Origin of the sequence: Natronorubrum halophilum, from assembly GCF_003670115.1 — an archaeon.
Taxonomy (GTDB): Archaea; Halobacteriota; Halobacteria; order Halobacteriales; family Natrialbaceae; genus Natronorubrum; species Natronorubrum halophilum.
The window spans coordinates 229,196-248,532 of the sequence record NZ_QQTY01000005.1 but is presented as its reverse complement, the minus strand read 5'-3'; the positions used below and the strand labels follow the sequence as shown (position 1 = coordinate 248,532).

The window sequence follows — 19,337 nt, the reverse complement described above, 5'->3', positions numbered from 1 at the left end:
GTGTTATCCCTGGTTGGATGCGGTGGAGACGTAGCGCACCTCGGGATCGAGGCGCGGTTGGTCTCCGGGTCGGATCGCCGGGCGGAAGCGCAGAAGGCGCTTGTTCGGCCCGGGGAGCGAGCCCTTGATCAGCGCGTGCGGTCCGTCGACTTCGCCGTAGTTGACGAAGCCACCGTCGACCGTCGCGTCTGCGCCGTCGCCGATATCGACGAGGCGTTTGTTCAGTTCAGTTCGCTGGTGGTAGCCGGTCTGGCCCTGCTGTGGAACCGTCGAGCGAACGCGGCTCGGGTTCCACGGGCCGAGGTTACCGATGCGGCGACGCCAGCCCTGCCGGGCGTGTTTGCCCTTGCGTTTCTGGACGCCCCAGCGTTTGACGGGACCCTGCGTCCCTTTCCCTTTCGTGACGCCGCTTGCGTCGACGTACTCGCCGGCGCGGAACATGTCGTTCATGACGTGTTCGCCGCCCTCCTCGACCGTCTCGAGGGCGAAGTCGACGCGGTCCTCGATGGAGCCGCCGCCGACGCGAGTTTCCATCACGTCCGGTTTCTTCTTCGGCATCGAGGGAATGTCCCCCGGTACCGTGTGGGTGATGACGCGGACGTCATCGACGCGCCCCTCCTCGAGGTAGCCACGGAGTTCGTCCGTCGCAGCGTCGGTGTCGTAATCGTCACCGGGAAGGTCCAGAACGCGATCGAGTTCGGGAACGAACTCGTCGGTCCAGACCTCAGTTATCGGCTTCATACCGTACGGCGTGTCTTCGTATGCTCGCAGAGCGACGGCGCGCATCGGCGGCGTCTCCACGATCGTTACGGGGACGGTCTGTTCCATCCCCTCGGTCGGCGAGTTCGCTTTATCGTCGACCATAACGACGTGGGTCATGCCGGCCTTGTAGCCCGCGAAGCCCTGGAGCGTCGGCTGTCCGTCGTCGTCCGGCCACGAGTTGAAGCGTGGGACCTCGCTGGTCGCACGCTGTCGTGGGCCGAACCCGAGTGAGCCTTTGCGTGGTGAATTTGCTTGTGGCATTCTATCACTCTCTCAGTGAGAGGGGAGCAAGCGTCGCGAACAGAGCCTCCTCCGTTCGAACGACTTTGCTTCCCTGATCCGGAACCGTGTTTAGCCAGAGGTCGAACCCCGGATCGGCAGTGGGTTCGACTCCGTCATCGGCTGTGTCACCCGCGGCGGATGACGACTCGATCGCATCGTCCTCGCCGGACGACGGGTCGATCGCGCCGTCTTGTCCCGACGACGCTTCGACAGCCGATTCCTCGATTCCGAGGATATCCGGCAGCCCTCTCTCGGGCGCGCCGAACACGACGGTCATCCCGTCTCGTTCGGTGCGTCCGGCCAGCGTCTTGAGCCGCCCGACGGTGAGTTCTTCACCGAATCGGGAGGCTGCGATACAGACGCCGGCATCCTCACGGCCGAGTGCTGCGGAGAGGTCCGTCCGCTCGACCGACAGCCCCGGGAGGGGCTCGTCGACGAGTTTCGCCCGGACCGGTCGTCGCGAAGAGATCCTGACGGTCACGCGCTCCCCCTCCTCGACCTCCATTTTCGGAGGAACGTTGAGGGAGATCGGGTGTTGCAAGCCGCAATTGACCCGGACGCGCCCTTCAGGTCCGACCTCGGTCACGATTCCTTGTCTTGACGACCCCGAATCGTCAGATTCGGAGCCGGTCTGTGACATGGCGCGGAGCGGCGGCAGGATGCCCGCGTACTCCAGTTCGTCCCGCATCCCCCATGCCTCGTTGCGGAGGTATGGCGGCGTTGCGGCGTACCGCAAGACGGTTTCGACGAACCCACCGTCGAAGTGGCCGTGTTCACCTTCTTCGTCGGCGAAGATGAGCAGGCGATCAGCCCGGAAGACCGTCGCCGCGCGGGCGACGTATCCGAGTTTGCGAGTGGCCTCGCGTTTGTCCTCGGCTTCACGGGTGAGCGACGATGGGACGAGTACGCTGACGGTCATGCCGAAACGCTTCGGCGCCGCGTCACTAGACTGTAGCGATGTGTTGCGGGTAATGTCTTAAAAGGGTAGCGGATTCGATCCCGGCTGTGAACGCCTCACACTCGCGAATTCGTGGTGAACAGGCACACACTCACGTGTCATGATAGATCCGTTTCAAATCTCGAGAGTACGGTAGCGAGTTGTAACCGAGTCGACTCGAGAACCGATAGCAGGCGGTCGGGGACCCCCATGTGCAAGCATGCCGATGCCGTGTCGATTCGCAACCCTTATACACCATTCCGAGAGTAGGTATGAATGCAACAGGGCGCTGGTAGTGTAGTGGTATCACGTGACCTTGCCATGGTCACAACCTGGGTTCAAATCCCAGCCAGCGCACTTCTACGGCGAACAATTCCGACGAGCACCGCGTAGCGTGTGCTCGTCATCTGTGAGCCGTGAAGTTCCACTGGATTTGAACCACGGAAATCCGAGCGAAGCGAGGATTTGCATCGGGTTCAAATCCCAGCCAGCGCATTTCTCCGACGAACGATTTTGGCGAGCACCGCGTCGCGATCGTACCGGATCGTCCGAAAGTCGCTCCGAGCCGAATATCCTTCCGTTCGAGCGGTCAGAGCGGCGCTAACCGTGTTGCTCATATTCGGTGGCTGCGTACATTGGCAAAGCATGTCCCGCTGGTCGCGATTCGTTTCCGTGTTCGGCCTCCTGTTGCTCGTGATTGCGACGGGGCAGTCCGCGCTGAAGGTGGCCGGTGGCGGCTCGCTTCTGGGGGCAATGCTCGATTTCGTCGTGATAAGCATCTGCGGACTGCTGGTCGTGTTCGTCGGAAGTTGGCTGACGGACAGCGATATCGACTCCACACTCTATCGGCGAATCGTCGGCTGGTGTTTCGGCGGCGTCAGCGTGATGTTCATATTTCTGTTTCTGCGCGCGATCCATCCCGATGTGGCGACCACCTTCTCGTTCGGGACGCGAGCAGTCGCGCTCTCCATCGGTTCCGTCGCGGGTCTCGGGATCGGAATTCACGAGGCGCGTGCGATCACCCGCGAACGCGAGATCAGACAACACAACCACGCACTACAGCGCGCACAGGACCGACTCGAGCAGCGAAACGACGAGTTGTCTCGGATCCGGATGGAACTCGAGGACGCGGTGACGCAGCTCGAGGCCTCGAACGAGCGGTTGGATCAGTTCGCGTCGACCGCCTCGCACGACCTCCGGGAACCCCTTCGCATGATCTCGCAGTATTTGGGCCTCCTCGAGGACCGATACGCGGAGGACCTCGACGACGACGGTCAAGAGTTCATCGCGTACGCGCTCGACGGTGCCGAGCGGCTGCAGACGATGGTCGACGATCTCTTGGAGTACTCGCGGATCGAAACGCAGGGGGATCCGTTCGCTTCGGTCGACCTCGACGATGTCCTCGCGGACGCGCTCACGGACCTGCAGGTGCGGATCGACGAGAGCGACGCCACGATCGAGGCGGAATCGCTTCCGCGCGTACACGGTGACAAGACGCAATTACGACAACTGTTCCAGAACCTGCTCACGAACGCGCTCGAGTACAGCGGCGACGAGCCGCCGCGGGTCCAGGTCGTGAGCGAACGACGCGAGACGGCGTCGGCGGAACGGGAATTGGAGTGGGTGATTTCGGTTCGTGACGAGGGGATCGGTATCCCGCCCGCCGATCAACGCCAGATCTTCGAACTCTTCGAGCGACTACACACGTCCAACGAACACGCCGGCTCGGGGATCGGACTCGCGTTCTGTCAACGCACCGTCGAGCGCCACGGCGGCGAGATCTGGGTCGAGTCCGAATCCGGCGAGGGATCTACGTTTTCGTTCACGATCCCGAACCGTAGCGCCGTCGATCCGATCGGTGAACGCGAGTAACGCGATATTTCGTACCCGCTCCCGGTTGACCGGTGTGAATCGATTACGACTCCGGAACCCCAGCGACAGATATAAGTACGGACTCTTGAACTCCTCTTCGAATTTTAAGTCACAATCAGTAACCGATCTCGCCTGCGATTGTCTTTTATACTCCGAGTTTCTACGAGTCAATGGACAATTGGGCGGCTGATAGAGCAATGCAAACGGAACTTCCTCCCACCGACGATGCGGACGACCTCGAGTACGACCAGACAAACGACCGCTACGTCTTCCATCACGAGACGGACGGCAGTGCGACGATTACGACGACGATCGTGCACGCCCTCTCGTCGATCGCGGATACAGACGTCTCACAGGGAGAGTTCTCCCTGTACGACAGCGTCGATCCGGACGCGCTCGATCGACTCTTCCGGCAGAAGGCGGACGGGACCGAGCGCTCGGGCGGCCACGTCGCCTTCACCGCCCTCGAGCACGAAGTGTACGTCTACGCGAACGGCGACGTCATCGTCTACCCGCCGACGGACACGACTGATCCGTCGCGAACGAACTGAGGGCCCTGCGGTCGGTTTTTGTCGCTAGCATCCATCGCCGTCTTTGATACTCGATCGAGAGTCGTGACTGCCGAGAGCCGGGGGTCGCTCGAAGACGGCTCCGTGGCCGTCGGTCCGCATGGTCCGGATTTAGGACCCTCCCCGCCGACAGTACCGCGTATGACGGTAATCGGACTACTCAGCGTTGCACCGGTGATCGAGGACAGCATGTCGGGCGAGATCGCGGCGGCCGTCGACGCGCTCGAGGCGTACGACGTCGAGTACGAGACGAATCCGATGGGGACGGTGATCGAAACCGACGATATCGGCGAACTCTTCGCGGCCGCGCAGGCGGCCCACGAGGCGGTCGACGCCGATCGAGTGAGCACCGTGTTGAAGATCGACGACAAACGCGACCGCGACAGCTCGGCGGCGGAAAAAGTCGACGCCGTCGAGGAACACCTCGGTCGACCGGCGACGAATACGGAGGACTAGGCGGATATCGCGCGTCTCGTAATCATCCGGATCGCCCCGATCCGGACAGTGTCATCGGTCTCCGTGCACTCGAGGTGTTCTCGGACGGTTACCAGTTCGCCGTCGGTGCTCTCGGTTGCGTTCGGACAGCCGAGAACGTCCCGCTCGCGCACCGAACCGCCCATTACTCGACCGTAAAACGACCGGAACCGAAGATTCAATTCGTTCGAGTTCCGACGTCCGAGCATGGAACGGACGACACTCGAGGTCACAGGCATGGCCTGTGACGGCTGTGAAGCGACCGTGACCGAAGTGCTCGAGGCGCTCGACGGAGTCTCGTCGGCGACGGCCGACCACGAGACCGGTGAGGTGCGCGTCGCACACGACGAAGCGGTCGTCGACGAGGCAACGATCGGCGGGGCGATCAACGACGCGGGCTACGAAGTACTACCGTAGACTCCGATCACCTCGTTGGCGGCTGCGCCCCGGACGCGAATGCGGTCCGGCGAGGCGCGAACTGACAAACTGTTTTATGCCGGAGAGTGAATCCTTCGGTATGGAAAGTCTCAATCGGATGGCGATCGAGCTGGTCGACGAGGCCCTCGATTACGCCGAGGAGCTGAATATCGGCGGCTACGACCTCGAGAACGAGTCGACGGTCCTCGACTTCGGTCTCGAGTTCGACGGCGGAATCGAGGCGGGACTGTTACTGACGGAGATTCAGACGGCGGGGATGGCGACGCCGAGTCACCAACTCGGCGAGATCGGCGGCGCGCCGATCCCGTTCGTCGAACTCTCGACCGACCAGCCGGCGCTCTCGCTGCTCTGTTCGCAGAAGGCGGGCTGGGAGCTGACGACCGACGACTTCGAGGGGCTGGGCAGCGGCCCCGCGCGGGCGCTGGTCGCCGAGGAAACGGAGTTCCGCCGCGTCGGCTACACGGACGCCTTCGATCTGACGGCGCTGGCGCTCGAGACCGACCAGGACCCGACCGCGGCCGCGGCCGAACAGGTCGCCGATCTCGCGGAGGTCGAGACCAGCAGCGTCTTCCTGTTGGCCTATCCGACCGCGAGTCTGGTCGGGAGCATCACGAACGCCGCTCGCGTGGCCGAACTGGCGACCTTCCGCCTCTCAGAACTGGGGTACGATCCGCTCGATATCGTCTCGGCGACGGGCCGGGCACCGGTCGCGCCGGTGGCGGCGGACGAACGGACGGCGATCGCTCGCACGAACGACGCCATCGCCTACGGCGGCACGGCACACCTCACGGTTCGCGAGGACGCCGCCGTCTTCGACTCGGTGCCGTCGACGGCCGCCGAGGGCCACGGTCGCCCGTTCGGCGAGATCTTCGACGACCTCGAGTGGGATTTCACCGAGGTCCCCGCGGATCTCTTTGCGCCCGCGAAGGTAACGATCGACGTTCTGGGCGGCCCGACATACGTCCACGGCGAGACGGACGAGGAGTTGTTAGTCGAGTCGTTCGACCTGTAACTGTTCGGTTCAAACCGGTCCCGAACCATCCGCCGGTCTCGAGCGGGCCGCGCTGCTGGATGCGGTCGAGGGGGTCGACGAGGGAGGGTACCGCCCAACTGCGTCGACCCGGCCGCTCGAGTGAATCCGCGGGTTCGCGGGACGTACGGCGTTCACAGCGGCGATGAGGTCCTCCTTCGTGATCGAATTAGTGAACGAGAAAACATATTATGTCAGAGTGTCTCCACTATCTCATGCTCTCCGACACGGTATTATAACAGGGAAGCGCCGGCATCGCCTTCCTGTTCGTCCTGTTGTTCACAGTCGTCTTCCTCGTGATGGTCGTCTGAGTCTACACGGATGCACAGCGGAACAGCGACCATCCGGCGTTTCTGTGGGCGATCGTTGTCTTCCTCGCGCCGCTGCTCGGACTCGTACTGTACTTCCTGCTCGGACGAAACTCGAGACGAGGCCGCTCGACGACCAACTATTAGCGCCCGCCCGCGGATCGAGACGAACGATCACTCCATCGGGTGAACCTTCGTTACTGTCCCGACGCCCTTGCTCCGGCCCTCGCGGAAGACGAACTTCTGGCCCTTCTCGACGAGATAGGGGCGAAACTTGAATCGGACGCTGGTCTCGCCCGTGTCGCCCGGCAGGAGGCGGCCGTCGTCGGGATGGAACGCAGCGGCCTCGCCGATCGTCTCGAGGTGGACGACGGGTTCGTAGCCGTCGCCGATCCGGGTCGGGTGGTTGAGCACCATGACCTCGGCTTCGAACTCCCGGACCGGTTCGGGGTCGGCGTCCCGCGGCAACAGGGCCATCCCGCGTTCGATGGCGCTCTCCTTGACGCCTTTGAGCGCGATGCCGACGATCCGGCCCGCCTGGGCTTTGTCGACGCGGTGGTAGTGCATCTCGATCGAGCGGACCTCGACCGCCTGGAACCGGCCGTCCGGCATCGGCCCGAGCAGGAGTTCGTCGCCGGCCTCGACTTCGCCCGACATCACCGTCCCCGAGGCGACCGCGCCGACGCCGGTCACCGAGTAGCTCCGATCGACGTACATCCGGAACTCGCCGGTGTCCTGGGACGTCTTCGGGAGCCGATCGAACAGTTCGTCGAGGGTCTCGAGGCCGTCCATCGTGATGGCGCTCGTTTCGACGATCGGGACGACGCGCTCGCTGACCTCCTCGACGGCGGCGTCGATGCCGTGACGGGCGACTCGAAGCGGCGATTTGCCGACCTCGCGGAGGAGTCGTTCGACCTCGCGTTCGACCTCCTCGATGCGCTCGTCGTCGACGACGTCGGTTTTCGTGATGGCGACGATCGTCGGGAGATCCGTGGCGAGGAGGACGCCGAGGTGCTCTCGAGTGGTGCGCGTCGGCCCGTCGTCGGCCGCGACAACGAGAAGCCCGTAGTCGAGTTTCTGGCCGACGAGGCCGCGGATGGTGGTTCGGAGCCACGGCTCGTGGCCGACGGTGTCGACGAAGGACACGAGTCGGTCGGCCTTCTGGACGACTTCCGCGCGGTCCGCCTTTCGGTTCGGGTTCCGGACCCTGACCGGACCGTCCTCGTCGAAGCCGTACACCGCGTAGGAGAGGTCCGCCGAGAGCCCGCGTTCGACCTCGTGGGGCTGGACGTCGAGGTAGCCACGCGTCGCGCCGTCGCCGTCGTCCGGCTTGCCGGTCACGAGCGAGCCGACGAGCGTACTCTTGCCGTGGTCGACGTGACCCGCCGTCCCGACGACGACATGTTCGTCGTCCGTCTCGAGGACGCCGCCCTCCTGCACCATGGCGACGCCGACGAGTCCGCCTTCTATGCCCCACGTCTGTACGTCGTCGATGTGGGCGTCGGCTTCTTCGGCGAGCAAGGAGAGGACGTCCATCGTCTCGGAGAACGTGTCCGGATCGATTCCGGCGAGGCCGCCGTCGTCCGTCACGCCGACGACGTACGTCGCCTCGCCGTCGCCCGAGAGGATCCGGTGGCGCAGTTGCGCGGCCAGACTCTCCCGGCGTCCACCCTCGAGGTGGACGTCGCGTGACAGTCGTTCCTTGAATTCGACGTTGCCACCGTCCTGTTCGCCACGGTCCAGGGCTCGCTCGAGGAGAGCCCGGTCACGGCTCATGTGCCCCGGTAGTGTCCCACATAGCAAAAGGCTTCCCGTACATTGTTACCCTGGTGCATGATCGGTTGGAACCGCAAGAACGCGCCGACCGTCGGTCTTCGGCGTGAATGTAGCCGATCGCCCGACGAGAATGCGGCGCACGGACGTACTCGTACGGTTGCGTAGTCGCTTCGAACCCGCGGGTCGTAAACTCCGACGCGAGCGTATCGCCGTCGGAAACCGGACGGTTCCGGCCCCGCTTTCAAGTCGGTCGAGCCCCTACGTCCGCTATGAGCGTCAGCGGCCTCTGTCAGATCTGCGAGTCCCGACCGGCCCAGGAGCGGTGTGCGAACTGCGGCACGCTCGCCTGCGAGATCCACTTCGAGGAGGGCAAGGGCCTCTGCGTCGAGTGTGCCGGCCAGGCCGATCCGACGCAACCGTCGCCGTCGGAGTCGGAAGACGTCGACATTAACCGGCTCTAGCCTCCATGACCTCGATCCGCGACCTGCTGGGCGACTCGCTGGCCGTCGGCGAGCGGTTCTGTCTCACCCTCGAGGAGCGCGACGGAGTCCTCGTCGCCGAGCACCCGCGCGATTCGAGTCCGCTGGATATCGCCGTCGTCGAGGGAGTGGATCGCCTCGAGGATCACCCGCCGACTGAGCCGGTCGCGGTCGAACTCCTCGATAGAATTGTCGACGGGCGGATCGCTGGGCGCGTGACCAGTGCGGAGTGTGAGGCAGAGTCGTCGTGACGGAGACTGCTGGTCGGAGAGCGCTGTTGTTTCTGAATCCCCTGTGACCAGACCGAAAACCGGGTGTTTTTATTTCGTTCGTTAGATCGGTCACTATGCCCGTCAGCCGTCGTCGGTTTACGTTTGGCAGCGCTGTACTTCTGCTCGGAATCGCTGGCTGTAGTGATTCTACGGATACCGATCCGCTCCGAGTGCTCCATCTCGAGTTATCGAATCAGACGGCCGAGTTCCACACGTTCCATTTCGTGCTCGAATCCGACGACGGGCTCGGGGAATGGCACGATTTTGAACTCGATGCTGACGCTTACCGGGAGGTCGTTATCGAGTCCGAATCGGACCGCGAATGGTCGGGGTATCACGCAGTTGTGAGCGATAACCGAGCGTCCGGATCGTTACTCGGTCAGGGAGACGAACAGACTTGCCTGCAGCTCAGTTATCGGATCGGGGATGATGAGATCTTGTCTACGATGTCGACGGATTGGCCGCTCTGTGAATCCTGATCAGCACCGTCTCGAGGTCGCTACCGGTACTGATTCAACCGCTTTTTTAGTCGCTTGGCGGCCTGCTCGCTCGCCTTCGCGAACTCCTCTCCCTGGTCTTCACCCGCGAAGATGATCCCGCGCGAGGAGTTGACCAATCCGACGCCCTTGGCGAGGCCGTACTCGACCGCGGCTTCGGCGTCGCCGCCCTGTGCGCCGATCCCCGGCACGAGGAACGGCAGATCGGGGACCTGCTCGCGCAACTCCTCGAGTTCCTCGGGTTGCGTCGCGCCGACGACGAGTCCCACGTTGTCGTTCTCGTTCCAGAGGTCCGCCAGCGCGGCCACGCGCTCGTAGACCGGTTCGCCGGTCTCGAGTTCGAGATCCTGAATGTCCGCGCCCCCGGGGTTCGAGGTCCGACAGAGGATGAACACGCCGGCTTCCTCGTCCGCGAGGAACGGCTGGAGCGAATCTCGGCCCATGTAGGGGTTGACCGTAATCGCGTCGACGGTCTCGAGCATCTCGGCGTACCGTCGGGTTGTGTTTCCGATGTCGGCTCGCTTCGCGTCGAGCAGGACCGGCACGCCCTTGCCGTGGGCGTAGGCGACCGTTTCTCGAAGGGCTCGCCAGCCGTCGGGATCCTCGTAGAAGGCGGCATTCGGTTTGTAGATGGCCGCGTGTTCGTGGGTCGCGTCGATGATCCGGCGGTTGAACGCCCAGCGAGGGAGGTCGTACTCCTCCAGGTGGTCGGGAATGCGCGACGGATCGGGATCGAGGCCGATGCTGACGACGCTGTCGACCGTCCGAATCCGGTCGTGCAGGCGATCGAAGAAGTTCATGCTTGCGTGTGGTCACGCGGCGGTCGAAAAGGTTGCTATACCGTTGGGACGGTCAGTGAACACTCGAGTATGACCGAGGTAACCGGATACTGTCAACCGTATGATGTCCCAACAATGGGACTCGTTCGCGACCGGATGTGTACCGGAAACCGGCCTAACGGTCGCTGGTGCGCGGAAATTCGACCGTTTTTGGATCGATATCGTTCCGGAACGATCGCTCCACCTCCAAATCCTTTAGACAGCAACTACTTGGATAGTATACTGGATGTCTACAGTATGGCTTCTCGAACCAACGCAAAATCCAACTCCCACTTCGGCCGTCTCCGAGAACGGATTCGATCGACGCTGTTCGCCGGCGAAGATCCGCCGGCGGACGACGCCATGGATCACGCGCCGGTAACCGATCCGTCGCCGACGAACCCGGATGCGCCGGGGAACCTCTTTCACTGTTCGACCTGCGGAACCGTCTACATCGACTCCGAGAAGCGCGTCTGTTCGACGTGTGACGACACCGTCGAGGAAGTTCGGTCGACGCTCGAGTCGTCCGTAATGCGATCCTAGCCGATTGCTGATCGTCTCGCCGTCTCCTCTCGTCAGCACCCTTTCGGGCGTTCGGTTCACGCGTCAGGGTTCGGTCCTCGAGATCAGCTCTCGAGCACTTCGATCAGGTTCGACTCCGGATCGCGAAGGAACAGGATCGACGTGCCGCTTTCGGTCGTCCGCGGCTCGCTGATCGTCGACACTGACTCGGGCAGATCCGCGTAGAAGGCCTCGAGATCGTCGACCGCGAGTCCGACGTGTGTCGCGCCGGGCTGGTTGAGCCCCGCGGCCGGCGAGCCTCGCGCTTCGGGGTCGTACTCGACGAGTTCGATTCGGATCCCGCCCGCTTCGAGGTGGGCGAACTCGGCCCGTCCCTCCTCGACGCCGACGGCATCGGCGAACGCGTCGCCGCCGACAGCGAACCGGTCGACGACTGTCAGTCCGAGGACGTCCCGGTAGAACGCCAGGAGTTCCTCGAGGTCGTTGACGGTGATACCGACGTGGTGGGCGCTGAGTGTCGAGGCGGTCATACCACGTGATCGTCAGAGCAGACGGGAAAACCATTCGGCTCCGCTCGAGGGCGACCGCCGCGCGAATCTCGCCGCCCGACAGTATATTTCCCCGGCGGTCGATAGTCCGCGTATGACTCGCGTCGCGCTCATTGCCCACGACGAGAAGAAGCCGGATCTCATCGAGTTCGCACGGGCCCACGAATCACAACTGCGAGCCTACGAGTTGATCGCAACCGGAACGACGGGCAAGCGCCTGATGGCGGAAACAGACCTCGAAATCGAGCGCAAGAAGTCGGGTCCGCTGGGCGGTGATCTGATGATCGGTTCCGAGATCGCGGAGGACCGTCTCGACGGGGTCGTGTTTCTCCGGGACCCGCTGCGCGCCCAGCCCCACGAGCCCGACATCTCGGCACTGCTCCGGATCTGTGACGTTCACGACACCGCGCTGGCGACGAACCTCGCGTCCGCGGAGTTCCTGATCGAAGGCCTCGCCGACTGATACGGTCTGCTGTAACGATTTACCGGTACAACCGCATGACGGGTCCCGGCTGTACCGGAAACGACTTACAGCAGACCGTATGCCCCGCCGTCCGCGTCGACATCGAGCGACCGATCCACACCGCTTGCCGGTAATACACTGCGCTCACCGACACGAGGTGTGTCACGCAATTTATTAGCGATGCCTCCGGATCTTCACGTATGACTATTTACGAGAGCGACCTCCCCGGCGTCGGGAAGAAATTCGAGGTCGAACTCGAGGGCGGCGAACGGCTCGTCATCGTGACCCACAACACCGGGAAGCGGGAAGTCTACAAGAAAGCGGACGCCGACGCCGACAGCGAGAAACTGTTCGAAGTGTCCGATCGACTCGCACGCAAGGTCGGCACGATTCTCGAGGGGGCGTACTTCCAACCGGTCCAGACCGATCGGGTGGAGACGATGCTCTCGGATAACACGTTCATCGAGTGGTACGGCGTCACTGAAGCCGCCGAGATCGCCGGTCAAACCATCGGCGACGCTCGAATTCGGGAGCGCGTCGGTATCTCGATCATCGCGGTCCAGCGCGACGACGAACTCATCACGCCGCCGACGCCGGAGACCGTCATCGAACCCGGCGACACGCTCGTCGTCGTCGGCGATCGCGAGGACTGTACCGAGTTCGAAAAACTGCTCGGCGACGAGAGTGGGGCCTGACCGCTCGATGCTGGCATCGCTGGAGGTGAGCGAGAGTGGCGACTGAAACCACGCTGATCGATCTCGGGATCCTCTTTGCGGCCGTCGGCCTCGCCGGACTCCTCGCGAATCGGATCAACCAGTCGGTGATTCCGTTCTACATCGTTATCGGGATGATACTCAGTCCGTACGTCCTCGGCCGAGTCGATTTCCCGGCCCTGCTCGGCGACGGGGCCATCCCGCACGGCTCGGAGCTGGCGCTCGTCGAAACCGACTTCATCTACGTCGGTGCCGAACTCGGGATCGTCCTGCTCCTGTTCTTCCTCGGCCTCGAGTTCAACCTCGATCGCCTGATCGCGGCCAAAAAGAAGATCGGGACGGCCGGAACGTGGGATCTCGGGATCAACTTCGGAATCGGGTTCGCGCTCGGCTGGCTCCTGTTCGGCGAGTTCCTCGCTGCCTTCCTCACCGCCGGGATCGTCTACATCTCCTCGAGCGCGATCATCACGAAGTCGCTGATCGATCTGGGCTGGATCGCAAACGACGAGTCCAACCCGATGCTCGGGACGTTGGTCTACGAGGACCTGTTCATCGCGGTCTATCTGGCGATCGCTTCGGCGCTCGTCTTCGGCGGCGGCGACGTCGGCGAGGCGCTGGGTCAGATCGGGATCGCGGTCGGCTTTATCCTCGGGTTACTCCTGCTGGTGTACTTCGGTACCGCGTGGTTCCAGCGCAGCCTCGAGACCGACTCCCACGAGTTCATCGTCCTCCGGGCGCTTGGAATCACGGTGCTCGTTTCGGGTGCGGCGCTCGCGCTCGGGGTCAGCGAAGCCGTGGCCGCGTTCTTCGTCGGGATGGCCTTTTCCTCGACGGATCACGTCCACGATCTCGAGAACCTGCTCGAACCGGTCCGCGATACGTTCGCCGCCGTGTTCTTCTTCTGGATCGGCATGATCACGGATCCGACGCTGTTCTACGACGTCCTCTGGATCATCGCGGCCGCCGTCTTGTTCACGACACCGACGAAGCTGATCAGCGGCTACATCGGCGGCCGAGTTTACGACTTAGACGAGCGCCGCTCGCTTCGCGTCGGACTCGGGATGGTCACCCGCGGCGAGTTCTCGCTCATCATCGCGAGTCTCGCTCTCGCCGGCGCGGGAACCGGCCTCACGGAGGGCGTCGCGAACGACCTCTACGCCTTCGCCGTCGGCTACGTCCTGTTCATGAGCATCCTCGGAACGACGCTCATGCAGTACTCCGACAGGATCGAGGCCGCCGTCGTCCCGGTGCTCGAGTCACGGTCCGAGCCGTCGCCACAGCCGGGCGACGACTGATCGCAAGAGCGCCGTCTTCGGGTTTCACGGTCGTGATCGTCTCGCGTCGGCCCGCGAGCGAAAAGGGATAGCTTCAACCCCCTCGAGCCCCCGGGGACACCCATGCCACGGGCGGTCGTCTTTGACCTCGACTACACGCTCGCCGTGCCTACGCAGGACCGCGCGACGATTCTGCAGGCGGCAACCGCCGCCGCCGATGCGCCGGCGCTCACCCGCGAGGAGTACCTCGAGGCCCATCGCCAGAACCTCACCCGCGAGACGCGCGAACCGATTTTCGCCGATCTGCTCGAGGGGCGGGAGACGGACGCCGATCCGGCGACGGTCGCCGACGCCTACCGCGAAACGATCGCGGCGTCGCTCGAGCCCTTACCGGGTGTCGAATCCATGCTCGAGGACCTCAGACGCGAGTATCGCGTCGGCTTGCTCACCAACGGTCCCGTCCGCGCCCAGCGGGACAAGATCACCACGCTCGGCTGGGAACGCGCCTTCGACGCCGCGCTCGTGACGGGCGAACTCGAGGCCGGCAAACCGGACCGTCGCGCCTTCGACGCGATCCTCCGCGAACTCGACATCGACCGCGAGGACGCGATCTACGTCGGCGACGAGGTCGAAGCAGACATCTACGGCGCGACGAACGCCGGACTGGAGGCCATACAGGTGTTGCTCGAGGACGGCCCCGACCCCGACCCGCGTGCCGTCGCCCACGTCCACCAGGCCGACGTCGCGGCGAAAATTCCGTCACTCGTCGCATCCCGGTACTGCAACGGGACGTGAGAAGCGGACTCGATTCTTGTGCGTTCGTTCGTCTGCGTGTCCTCCAACGCTGCCAGCAAATTTCCTCCTACGCCTCGAGAAATCGATCTGGTCCGCTCTGTAGACGCTCGTAAACGTTAGATCGGACCGCCATCCGACGAGCGGAGCGATCGGATCGCCGCCGCTACCGAACGCACGCCGTCAGCCTGGAATGTGCGCCGTTTCGTCGTATAAAGTATAATGATATTTAAGCGTTATAATTCACCATTTGTTCAGGATAGTATGACTATCTCGTTATTTCATTCAAAAATTGGGGAAAGCTTATATAGGAAAAACAGAATTACACGATCGCATGGCACGCGATTCTGCAGCGACGGATGACGGGAACGAAGCGGTGAACAACGCAAGCGACGCCTCGAGCGAGGCCGTACGCACTCGTTTCGATCGGCGTTCGTACCTCAAATTCGCAGGCGGTGTCGCAGCGGCGTCGGGCTTCGCATCGACGGCGAGCGCCGCCGGTGAGGACTACGACGTGATCACGGCGCGGGGACAGACCATTCGGATCGGGCAGGGAGAGACGTTCGAGAACAAACTGATCGACCTCACGAACGGCAACTCGGTGTTGTTGTACGTGACCGGAACGAACTCGACGATCCGAAATATCGGGTTCGAGGGACTCCACCGCGGCGACGGGTTCATGATCTCGATCGACGCCGGGTACGGCGATATCCTCGTCGAGAACGTCTACCTCGGCGACGGCTCGACGAAGGAGGGGGAAAGTTTCGTCCACGGACCCGGTGCGGTTTTCATGCACCGAAACAACAGCGCGGACGTGACGTTTCGCCACTGCAACGTCCAGGGATGGCCGAACAACGGGTTCTACTGTTCAAACACCGCCCACGGCGGCAGCGTCCGATTCGAGCACTGCTTCGGCAAGAACAACGGCGTGACGACCTTCCGCTGTGCGAGCGCCGACGACGCGATCGTCGGCTGCGTCGCGTACAACGATGACACCGACTACGGGCGCGGCTACGGCGGCTACTCCGAAACGAACGGTCGCCCGGTCTGGGTCTGGAACGGCGGCACCGTGACGATCCGCGACTCCCACTTCGCCGACGGTCCCTATCCGTCCGCGATCGTCGCCGGAGCGAACGGCTCCCCCGGACGCGCCACCTTCGAGAGCGGCGGGATCCGGGGCAACATCCGTCGCACGAGCGGTTCGACCGTCACCGTCGGCAGCGCCGTCTCGAGCGACCCGGATCTCTCGATCCCCGACGGCGTTCCAACGTCACCCGAAGCGGCCGCTTCCGGCGGCTCCGGTGGTTCGAGCACTGCTCGAGGCGACCACGAGGACCTTCGCCACACGTACGAGTTCGTCGCCGAGGGCGAGGACGAGCCGACCGACTACTACTTCGAAATCGAGGACGGTCCCATCGAGCCGTCGACGTACAACGGCGCGGCCATCGAAGACGACTACATGTGGACCAGCGACGACGGCACCCGCGCTGCCGGCCGCCTCGTCGACGGCCGCCACGCCTGGGAGTTCGACACGCTACTCGTCGACGTCACCGTCGAGGGGCCGGCCGGGGCGATCGTCGACGACGTCCAGTCGAACCTCGATCGGTACCCCCTCCCCGGCGCGACCGGTGACGAGTGGAAGGGCGATATGCCGTGGCACGCCGATGACGATGTTGACGGCGCGGACGAACGCGAGTTCGAACACACGTACGAATTCGTCGCCGAGGGCGAGGACGAGCCGACCGACTACTACTTCGAAATCGAGGACGGTCCCATCGAGCCGTCGACGTACAACGGCGCGGCCATCGAAGACGACTGCACGTGGGTCAGCGACGACGGCACCCGCGCTGCTGGCCGCCTCGTCGACGGCCGCCACGCCTGGGAGTTCGACACGCTGCTCGTCGACGTCACCGTCGAGGGGCCGGCCGGGGCGATCGTCGACGACAAACAGTCGTACCTCAGCCGCTATCCGCGCGCCGGCGCGACCGGCGACGAGTGGAAAGGAGACATGCCGTGGCACGACGCCGACGACTGAGAGGGTAGACGGCACGTCGTTCGAGTTCCCCGCTCGGCGACGCCTGTTCCGGCCGCGTACCGTCCGACGACTGCTGAGGCGAACGACGACGAAGCGAAGCGACTACAGCGACCGGCTCACGGCTACGACCACGTCCGTCACTCGTTTGACGGCCGCGCCGCTCTCGGCGAAAACGAGCGTTCGTGGCGGCCGGGTCGCTTTCGGCCGTACGCGTAACTCGAGTTCGTCGCCCGTCTCGGCTGCGACGTCCTGTCCCCTCTCGAACTCGAGGCGGACTCGGTCCTCGTGGACGAACGCCTGCGCGATTCGGTCGTCACGGAACGTTACGTCGTACGCGCGCGATCCGTCGGCCGTCGGCTCGACGTCGCGATCGGCGTTAGTGACGCGCACGAACTCGAGTAGACCGTCCTCGCGGCCGTCGAGTTCGGACGCGAGTAACTCGGCGATTCGGCGACCGTCGGTGATGCGCTCCTCGACCATACGTGCCGGTCGGTCGGCCGGAGACTAACGCCCTTCGGCTTCGGAATCGCTCCCGTCCAACGCCGAGCGAGCGATGGGGACGAGGTCGGTTACGTCGACTCCCTCCCGGCGGGCGTAGACGACGGCGGCGACCTCGATCGTCAGCCCGAGTTCCTGCTGGAGCGTATTGATCGCGCCGACCGCCTCGTGTTTCTCCACACCGTCGGCGACGAGCGCGTCGAGGACGCGTTCGAACGCGGAGCGTTCCCGCAGGAGGTCCTCGTCGGGAACGAACTCCTCGGGAACGGTGACCGCGGCGGGATCGAACGTCACCTCGAGACCGTCGTCGGTTCGCTCGAGCAGGCCGTCCCGCGTCGCGACGTCGATCAGGCGCTTGGACTGGTCGGGCGAGAACCAGTCGCGATCGAGCGAGAGCGCGACGACGAATTCGTTTTCCTGCAGGGACTCGGTACCGTTCTGGATGAACGGGGCGGCGACCGCGACGCGAAGGCTCATCGACTATGCATCGCCGGAACGACGAAATAACGATGGCGGTTCCGGTCGCCGAAACGGCCGACTCTGCGACGTCCCTCGCAGACGTGACTCGAGGTCGGACTCGACGCGGTCGTCAGTCCGAGGCGCGTCCGCCGCCGTTGCGGTTGGCCCGGGACGGCGGTGGGAACTCCGCTGCGGCCGGGTCCGGCGTCTCGGAGAGGACGCAGCGGTCGGATTCCCGGTTGACGTGCTGGTAGTGTTCGGGCGTGTTCGCAAGCGGGTGTGCAGGGTTCTGGTCGCTGTCGATGCGTGCGGCCCGGACCTCGGCGAAGCCGTTGAGTCGGGCCTGAATCCCGCGCCAGTGATGACGCGTTGCGGCGGGAACCGAAACGGGTCGCGGCGCTTTCCCGTCCGGGTGATTCGTCGCGAGAATGGTGGCGTTAACGTTGCTGGCGAGTGCGTCGTGATCGATGAGGACACCGACGCAGGCGTCTCGCGGAGCGCGAGCGGCCAGTACGTCGAGTCCGAGGTGGAGGGCTCGATACTCGGCCACGTTGTTGTCGGGCGGGGTATCCGCCGTCGCGACGCGGGCAACGCGAGTGCCGTCGCGCGTTTCGATGACGGCGCCCAGTCCACCGCCCGACTCCCGAAACGACCCATCAGTAGCGACGTAGAAGTCACGATGATGGGTGTGTGGGGGGTGGGCGATATGTGGTGTGGGCGACTCGTCGAACAGGTCACGCAGTGCGGACCGGCCGTGAGCGGCCATACTCGTAGTACGAGTCGTAGGTTTCTTAAAGTTATGCCAGAAATCGGTCCGTGCGACAGACCGACGGATGATTTATACTGTGGGTTCGACGTACGGAATCGTACCTTAGTGTGTGGACCACTGTATAACGGCCGCTAGACCCCAATATCTGCAACCAATCATCTGGCATTCTACGGGATATGAAAGGTGCTGTCAACCAGAGTATCTATCGACGTACGTTGGTGAACTTACCGAGGCAACTGGGCGACGTCCCGGACCTCGAGGAGCTGATCTTCGAAGGCGAACGTTCCGACTCCGGTCGCGTAAGTTCGTTGCTGGCCGACGAGACAACCTTCATCGACTAAGTCCAACCTAACGGCGTCGAGACGTAGAACCCGACGACGCCCGAGTCTGGAAGTGACGTCGTTCCGCACCATTTTCCTGCCGATGAAAAACGAGGTCGAGCCGTTCGACAGTCTGGAATTTCGACAGTCGATGGACTCCGCCGTCGACAACATGGATAGTATAACCGACGTCCTGAGTGGGTTCGGTTCTCCACTGTCCAAACCGACGCCGCCGGAAGTCGACGGCTCCAATCCGGATCTCGCGGATGGATCTCACCCGGCCGTTTACCACCTCCATGGAAAGACCGGCGAACCGGACTCGCAGACATAACAGATAGAAGTTAAACCGGGGCGAGCGGAGACCGACGGCTCTTTTTAACGAACCCCGTTAGACTCGCTGTAACGCCCGGAATTAACGCATTTACGAGTA

At 63.6% G+C, this 19,337-nt stretch carries 23 protein-coding genes, 1 tRNA gene and 1 pseudogene; 16 read left to right on the top strand and 9 right to left on the bottom strand.

Translation table 11 applies throughout. The features are described from left to right. Positions 1-3: 3 nt before the first annotated feature. Entirely contained in the window at positions 4-1,023 is a 1,020-nt protein-coding gene (locus DWB23_RS20085) for a 50S ribosomal protein L3 (RefSeq protein ID WP_121744564.1), read from the bottom strand. Positions 1,024-1,027: 4 nt separating this feature from the next. Then, on the bottom strand, positions 1,028-1,963 hold the full coding sequence (locus DWB23_RS20080; RefSeq protein ID WP_121744563.1) for a putative RNA uridine N3 methyltransferase: 936 nt from the start codon (positions 1,961-1,963) through the stop codon (positions 1,028-1,030). Positions 1,964-2,267: 304 nt separating this feature from the next. Between DWB23_RS20080 and DWB23_RS20075 the strand changes: the two genes are divergently transcribed. The 4 genes from DWB23_RS20075 to DWB23_RS20060 all read left to right on the top strand — a co-directional run bounded on the left by DWB23_RS20075 (position 2,268) and on the right by DWB23_RS20060 (position 4,878). Beyond that, a tRNA-Gly gene (locus tag DWB23_RS20075) sits at positions 2,268-2,338 on the top strand. Between the two features lie 288 nt (positions 2,339-2,626). After that, positions 2,627-3,853 (top strand): ATP-binding protein, encoded by a 1,227-nt coding sequence (locus DWB23_RS20070; protein WP_121744562.1) that lies wholly within the window; start codon positions 2,627-2,629, stop codon positions 3,851-3,853. A gap of 197 nt (positions 3,854-4,050) precedes the next feature. Then, on the top strand, positions 4,051-4,404 hold the full coding sequence (locus DWB23_RS20065; RefSeq protein ID WP_121744561.1) for a HalOD1 output domain-containing protein: 354 nt from the start codon (positions 4,051-4,053) through the stop codon (positions 4,402-4,404). A 159-nt stretch (positions 4,405-4,563) separates the two neighbouring features. Continuing rightward, complete coding sequence (locus tag DWB23_RS20060) at positions 4,564-4,878, top strand: MTH1187 family thiamine-binding protein (protein WP_121744560.1); 315 nt, start codon at positions 4,564-4,566, stop codon at positions 4,876-4,878. On the opposite strand, the gene DWB23_RS20055 is transcribed toward DWB23_RS20060, so the two are convergent. Beyond that, a complete protein-coding gene (locus tag DWB23_RS20055; RefSeq protein WP_162989883.1) occupies positions 4,875-5,042 on the bottom strand; it encodes a hypothetical protein in 168 nt (55 codons plus the stop codon). The genes DWB23_RS20060 and DWB23_RS20055 overlap by 4 nt on opposite strands. Before the next feature lie 61 nt (positions 5,043-5,103). On the opposite strand from DWB23_RS20055, the gene DWB23_RS20050 reads away from it, so the two are divergent. The 3 genes and pseudogenes from DWB23_RS20050 to DWB23_RS24060 all read left to right on the top strand — a co-directional run bounded on the left by DWB23_RS20050 (position 5,104) and on the right by DWB23_RS24060 (position 6,819). Beyond that, positions 5,104-5,313, top strand: coding sequence for a heavy-metal-associated domain-containing protein (locus DWB23_RS20050; RefSeq protein WP_121744558.1), 210 nt, complete (start codon positions 5,104-5,106; stop codon positions 5,311-5,313). Between the two features lie 100 nt (positions 5,314-5,413). Continuing rightward, a complete protein-coding gene (gene mch / locus DWB23_RS20045; RefSeq protein ID WP_121744557.1) occupies positions 5,414-6,346 on the top strand; it encodes a methenyltetrahydromethanopterin cyclohydrolase in 933 nt (310 codons plus the stop codon). 272 nt (positions 6,347-6,618) lie between these two features. After that, positions 6,619-6,819 (top strand): annotated as a pseudogene (locus DWB23_RS24060) (PLDc N-terminal domain-containing protein). 27 nt (positions 6,820-6,846) lie between these two features. On the opposite strand, the gene DWB23_RS20035 reads toward DWB23_RS24060, so the two are convergent. Beyond that, positions 6,847-8,448: a GTPBP1 family GTP-binding protein gene (locus DWB23_RS20035; protein ID WP_121744556.1), complete on the bottom strand. Its 1,602-nt coding sequence runs from the start codon at positions 8,446-8,448 to the stop codon at positions 6,847-6,849. A gap of 269 nt (positions 8,449-8,717) precedes the next feature. On the opposite strand from DWB23_RS20035, the gene DWB23_RS20030 reads away from it, so the two are divergent. Beyond that, on the top strand, positions 8,718-8,909 hold the full coding sequence (locus DWB23_RS20030; RefSeq protein WP_121744555.1) for a hypothetical protein: 192 nt from the start codon (positions 8,718-8,720) through the stop codon (positions 8,907-8,909). Positions 8,910-8,914: 5 nt separating this feature from the next. Continuing rightward, a complete protein-coding gene (locus DWB23_RS20025; protein WP_121744554.1) occupies positions 8,915-9,178 on the top strand; it encodes a hypothetical protein in 264 nt (87 codons plus the stop codon). Between the two features lie 520 nt (positions 9,179-9,698). On the opposite strand, the gene pyrF is transcribed toward DWB23_RS20025, so the two are convergent. Continuing rightward, positions 9,699-10,496 (bottom strand): orotidine-5'-phosphate decarboxylase, encoded by a 798-nt coding sequence (pyrF, locus tag DWB23_RS20015; protein WP_121744552.1) that lies wholly within the window; start codon positions 10,494-10,496, stop codon positions 9,699-9,701. 276 nt (positions 10,497-10,772) lie between these two features. Here pyrF and DWB23_RS20010 point away from each other — a divergent pair, with 276 nt between their 5' ends. Continuing rightward, positions 10,773-11,057 carry a hypothetical protein gene (locus tag DWB23_RS20010; RefSeq protein WP_121744551.1) on the top strand — a complete coding sequence of 95 codons (285 nt, stop codon included), beginning with the start codon at positions 10,773-10,775 and terminating at the stop codon, positions 11,055-11,057. An 83-nt stretch (positions 11,058-11,140) separates the two neighbouring features. On the opposite strand, the gene DWB23_RS20005 is transcribed toward DWB23_RS20010, so the two are convergent. Then, complete coding sequence (locus tag DWB23_RS20005) at positions 11,141-11,566, bottom strand: VOC family protein (protein ID WP_121744550.1); 426 nt, start codon at positions 11,564-11,566, stop codon at positions 11,141-11,143. A gap of 112 nt (positions 11,567-11,678) precedes the next feature. Between DWB23_RS20005 and DWB23_RS20000 the strand changes: the two genes are divergently transcribed. The 5 genes from DWB23_RS20000 to DWB23_RS19980 all read left to right on the top strand — a co-directional run bounded on the left by DWB23_RS20000 (position 11,679) and on the right by DWB23_RS19980 (position 16,861). After that, the gene (locus DWB23_RS20000; protein WP_121744549.1) at positions 11,679-12,047 is read left to right on the top strand and encodes a methylglyoxal synthase; all 369 of its coding nucleotides are present in this window, start codon (positions 11,679-11,681) and stop codon (positions 12,045-12,047) included. A gap of 200 nt (positions 12,048-12,247) precedes the next feature. Next, positions 12,248-12,742 carry a cation:proton antiporter regulatory subunit gene (locus DWB23_RS19995; RefSeq protein ID WP_121744548.1) on the top strand — a complete coding sequence of 165 codons (495 nt, stop codon included), beginning with the start codon at positions 12,248-12,250 and terminating at the stop codon, positions 12,740-12,742. A 35-nt stretch (positions 12,743-12,777) separates the two neighbouring features. Further along, positions 12,778-14,055 (top strand): cation:proton antiporter, encoded by a 1,278-nt coding sequence (locus DWB23_RS19990; RefSeq protein ID WP_121744547.1) that lies wholly within the window; start codon positions 12,778-12,780, stop codon positions 14,053-14,055. A gap of 102 nt (positions 14,056-14,157) precedes the next feature. Further along, on the top strand, positions 14,158-14,829 hold the full coding sequence (locus DWB23_RS19985; protein WP_121744546.1) for an HAD family hydrolase: 672 nt from the start codon (positions 14,158-14,160) through the stop codon (positions 14,827-14,829). Between the two features lie 331 nt (positions 14,830-15,160). Beyond that, positions 15,161-16,861 (top strand): twin-arginine translocation signal domain-containing protein, encoded by a 1,701-nt coding sequence (locus DWB23_RS19980; RefSeq protein ID WP_238717519.1) that lies wholly within the window; start codon positions 15,161-15,163, stop codon positions 16,859-16,861. 102 nt (positions 16,862-16,963) lie between these two features. Here the strand turns inward: DWB23_RS19980 and DWB23_RS19975 are convergent, their stop codons facing one another. From DWB23_RS19975 to DWB23_RS19965, 3 genes are all read right to left on the bottom strand, one after another. Then, positions 16,964-17,341: a hypothetical protein gene (locus DWB23_RS19975; protein WP_121744545.1), complete on the bottom strand. Its 378-nt coding sequence runs from the start codon at positions 17,339-17,341 to the stop codon at positions 16,964-16,966. Positions 17,342-17,365: 24 nt separating this feature from the next. Next, the gene (locus DWB23_RS19970; RefSeq protein ID WP_121744544.1) at positions 17,366-17,836 is read right to left on the bottom strand and encodes a DUF2240 family protein; all 471 of its coding nucleotides are present in this window, start codon (positions 17,834-17,836) and stop codon (positions 17,366-17,368) included. 112 nt (positions 17,837-17,948) lie between these two features. Next, positions 17,949-18,584 carry a ribonuclease H family protein gene (locus tag DWB23_RS19965; RefSeq protein ID WP_121744543.1) on the bottom strand — a complete coding sequence of 212 codons (636 nt, stop codon included), beginning with the start codon at positions 18,582-18,584 and terminating at the stop codon, positions 17,949-17,951. Between the two features lie 221 nt (positions 18,585-18,805). On the opposite strand from DWB23_RS19965, the gene DWB23_RS23800 reads away from it, so the two are divergent. Then, entirely contained in the window at positions 18,806-18,928 is a 123-nt protein-coding gene (locus DWB23_RS23800; RefSeq protein ID WP_275086328.1) for a hypothetical protein, read from the top strand. Positions 18,929-19,337: the final 409 nt, after the last annotated feature.

What these genes read in the sequence shown, in the direction of transcription:
- DWB23_RS20070 (WP_121744562.1), top strand. Translation starts at nt 2,627, where the DNA reads ATGTCCCGCTGGTCGCGATTCGTTTCCGTGTTCGGCCTCCTGTTGCTC.
- DWB23_RS20025 (WP_121744554.1), top strand. Translation starts at nt 8,915, where the DNA reads ATGACCTCGATCCGCGACCTGCTGGGCGACTCGCTGGCCGTCGGCGAG.
- DWB23_RS19985 (WP_121744546.1), top strand. Translation starts at nt 14,158, where the DNA reads ATGCCACGGGCGGTCGTCTTTGACCTCGACTACACGCTCGCCGTGCCT.
- DWB23_RS20065 (WP_121744561.1), top strand. Translation starts at nt 4,051, where the DNA reads ATGCAAACGGAACTTCCTCCCACCGACGATGCGGACGACCTCGAGTAC.
- DWB23_RS19975 (WP_121744545.1), bottom strand. Translation starts at nt 17,341, where the DNA reads ATGGTCGAGGAGCGCATCACCGACGGTCGCCGAATCGCCGAGTTACTC.
- DWB23_RS20080 (WP_121744563.1), bottom strand. Translation starts at nt 1,963, where the DNA reads ATGACCGTCAGCGTACTCGTCCCATCGTCGCTCACCCGTGAAGCCGAG.
- DWB23_RS19965 (WP_121744543.1), bottom strand. Translation starts at nt 18,584, where the DNA reads ATGGCCGCTCACGGCCGGTCCGCACTGCGTGACCTGTTCGACGAGTCG.
- pyrF (WP_121744552.1), bottom strand. Translation starts at nt 10,496, where the DNA reads ATGAACTTCTTCGATCGCCTGCACGACCGGATTCGGACGGTCGACAGC.
- DWB23_RS20085 (WP_121744564.1), bottom strand. Translation starts at nt 1,023, where the DNA reads ATGCCACAAGCAAATTCACCACGCAAAGGCTCACTCGGGTTCGGCCCA.
- DWB23_RS19980 (WP_238717519.1), top strand. Translation starts at nt 15,161, where the DNA reads ATGGCACGCGATTCTGCAGCGACGGATGACGGGAACGAAGCGGTGAAC.
- DWB23_RS19995 (WP_121744548.1), top strand. Translation starts at nt 12,248, where the DNA reads ATGACTATTTACGAGAGCGACCTCCCCGGCGTCGGGAAGAAATTCGAG.
- DWB23_RS20055 (WP_162989883.1), bottom strand. Translation starts at nt 5,042, where the DNA reads ATGGGCGGTTCGGTGCGCGAGCGGGACGTTCTCGGCTGTCCGAACGCA.
- DWB23_RS20060 (WP_121744560.1), top strand. Translation starts at nt 4,564, where the DNA reads ATGACGGTAATCGGACTACTCAGCGTTGCACCGGTGATCGAGGACAGC.
- DWB23_RS20010 (WP_121744551.1), top strand. Translation starts at nt 10,773, where the DNA reads ATGGCTTCTCGAACCAACGCAAAATCCAACTCCCACTTCGGCCGTCTC.
- DWB23_RS19970 (WP_121744544.1), bottom strand. Translation starts at nt 17,836, where the DNA reads ATGAGCCTTCGCGTCGCGGTCGCCGCCCCGTTCATCCAGAACGGTACC.
- mch (WP_121744557.1), top strand. Translation starts at nt 5,414, where the DNA reads ATGGAAAGTCTCAATCGGATGGCGATCGAGCTGGTCGACGAGGCCCTC.
- DWB23_RS20035 (WP_121744556.1), bottom strand. Translation starts at nt 8,448, where the DNA reads ATGAGCCGTGACCGGGCTCTCCTCGAGCGAGCCCTGGACCGTGGCGAA.
- DWB23_RS20000 (WP_121744549.1), top strand. Translation starts at nt 11,679, where the DNA reads ATGACTCGCGTCGCGCTCATTGCCCACGACGAGAAGAAGCCGGATCTC.
- DWB23_RS20030 (WP_121744555.1), top strand. Translation starts at nt 8,718, where the DNA reads ATGAGCGTCAGCGGCCTCTGTCAGATCTGCGAGTCCCGACCGGCCCAG.
- DWB23_RS20050 (WP_121744558.1), top strand. Translation starts at nt 5,104, where the DNA reads ATGGAACGGACGACACTCGAGGTCACAGGCATGGCCTGTGACGGCTGT.
- DWB23_RS20005 (WP_121744550.1), bottom strand. Translation starts at nt 11,566, where the DNA reads ATGACCGCCTCGACACTCAGCGCCCACCACGTCGGTATCACCGTCAAC.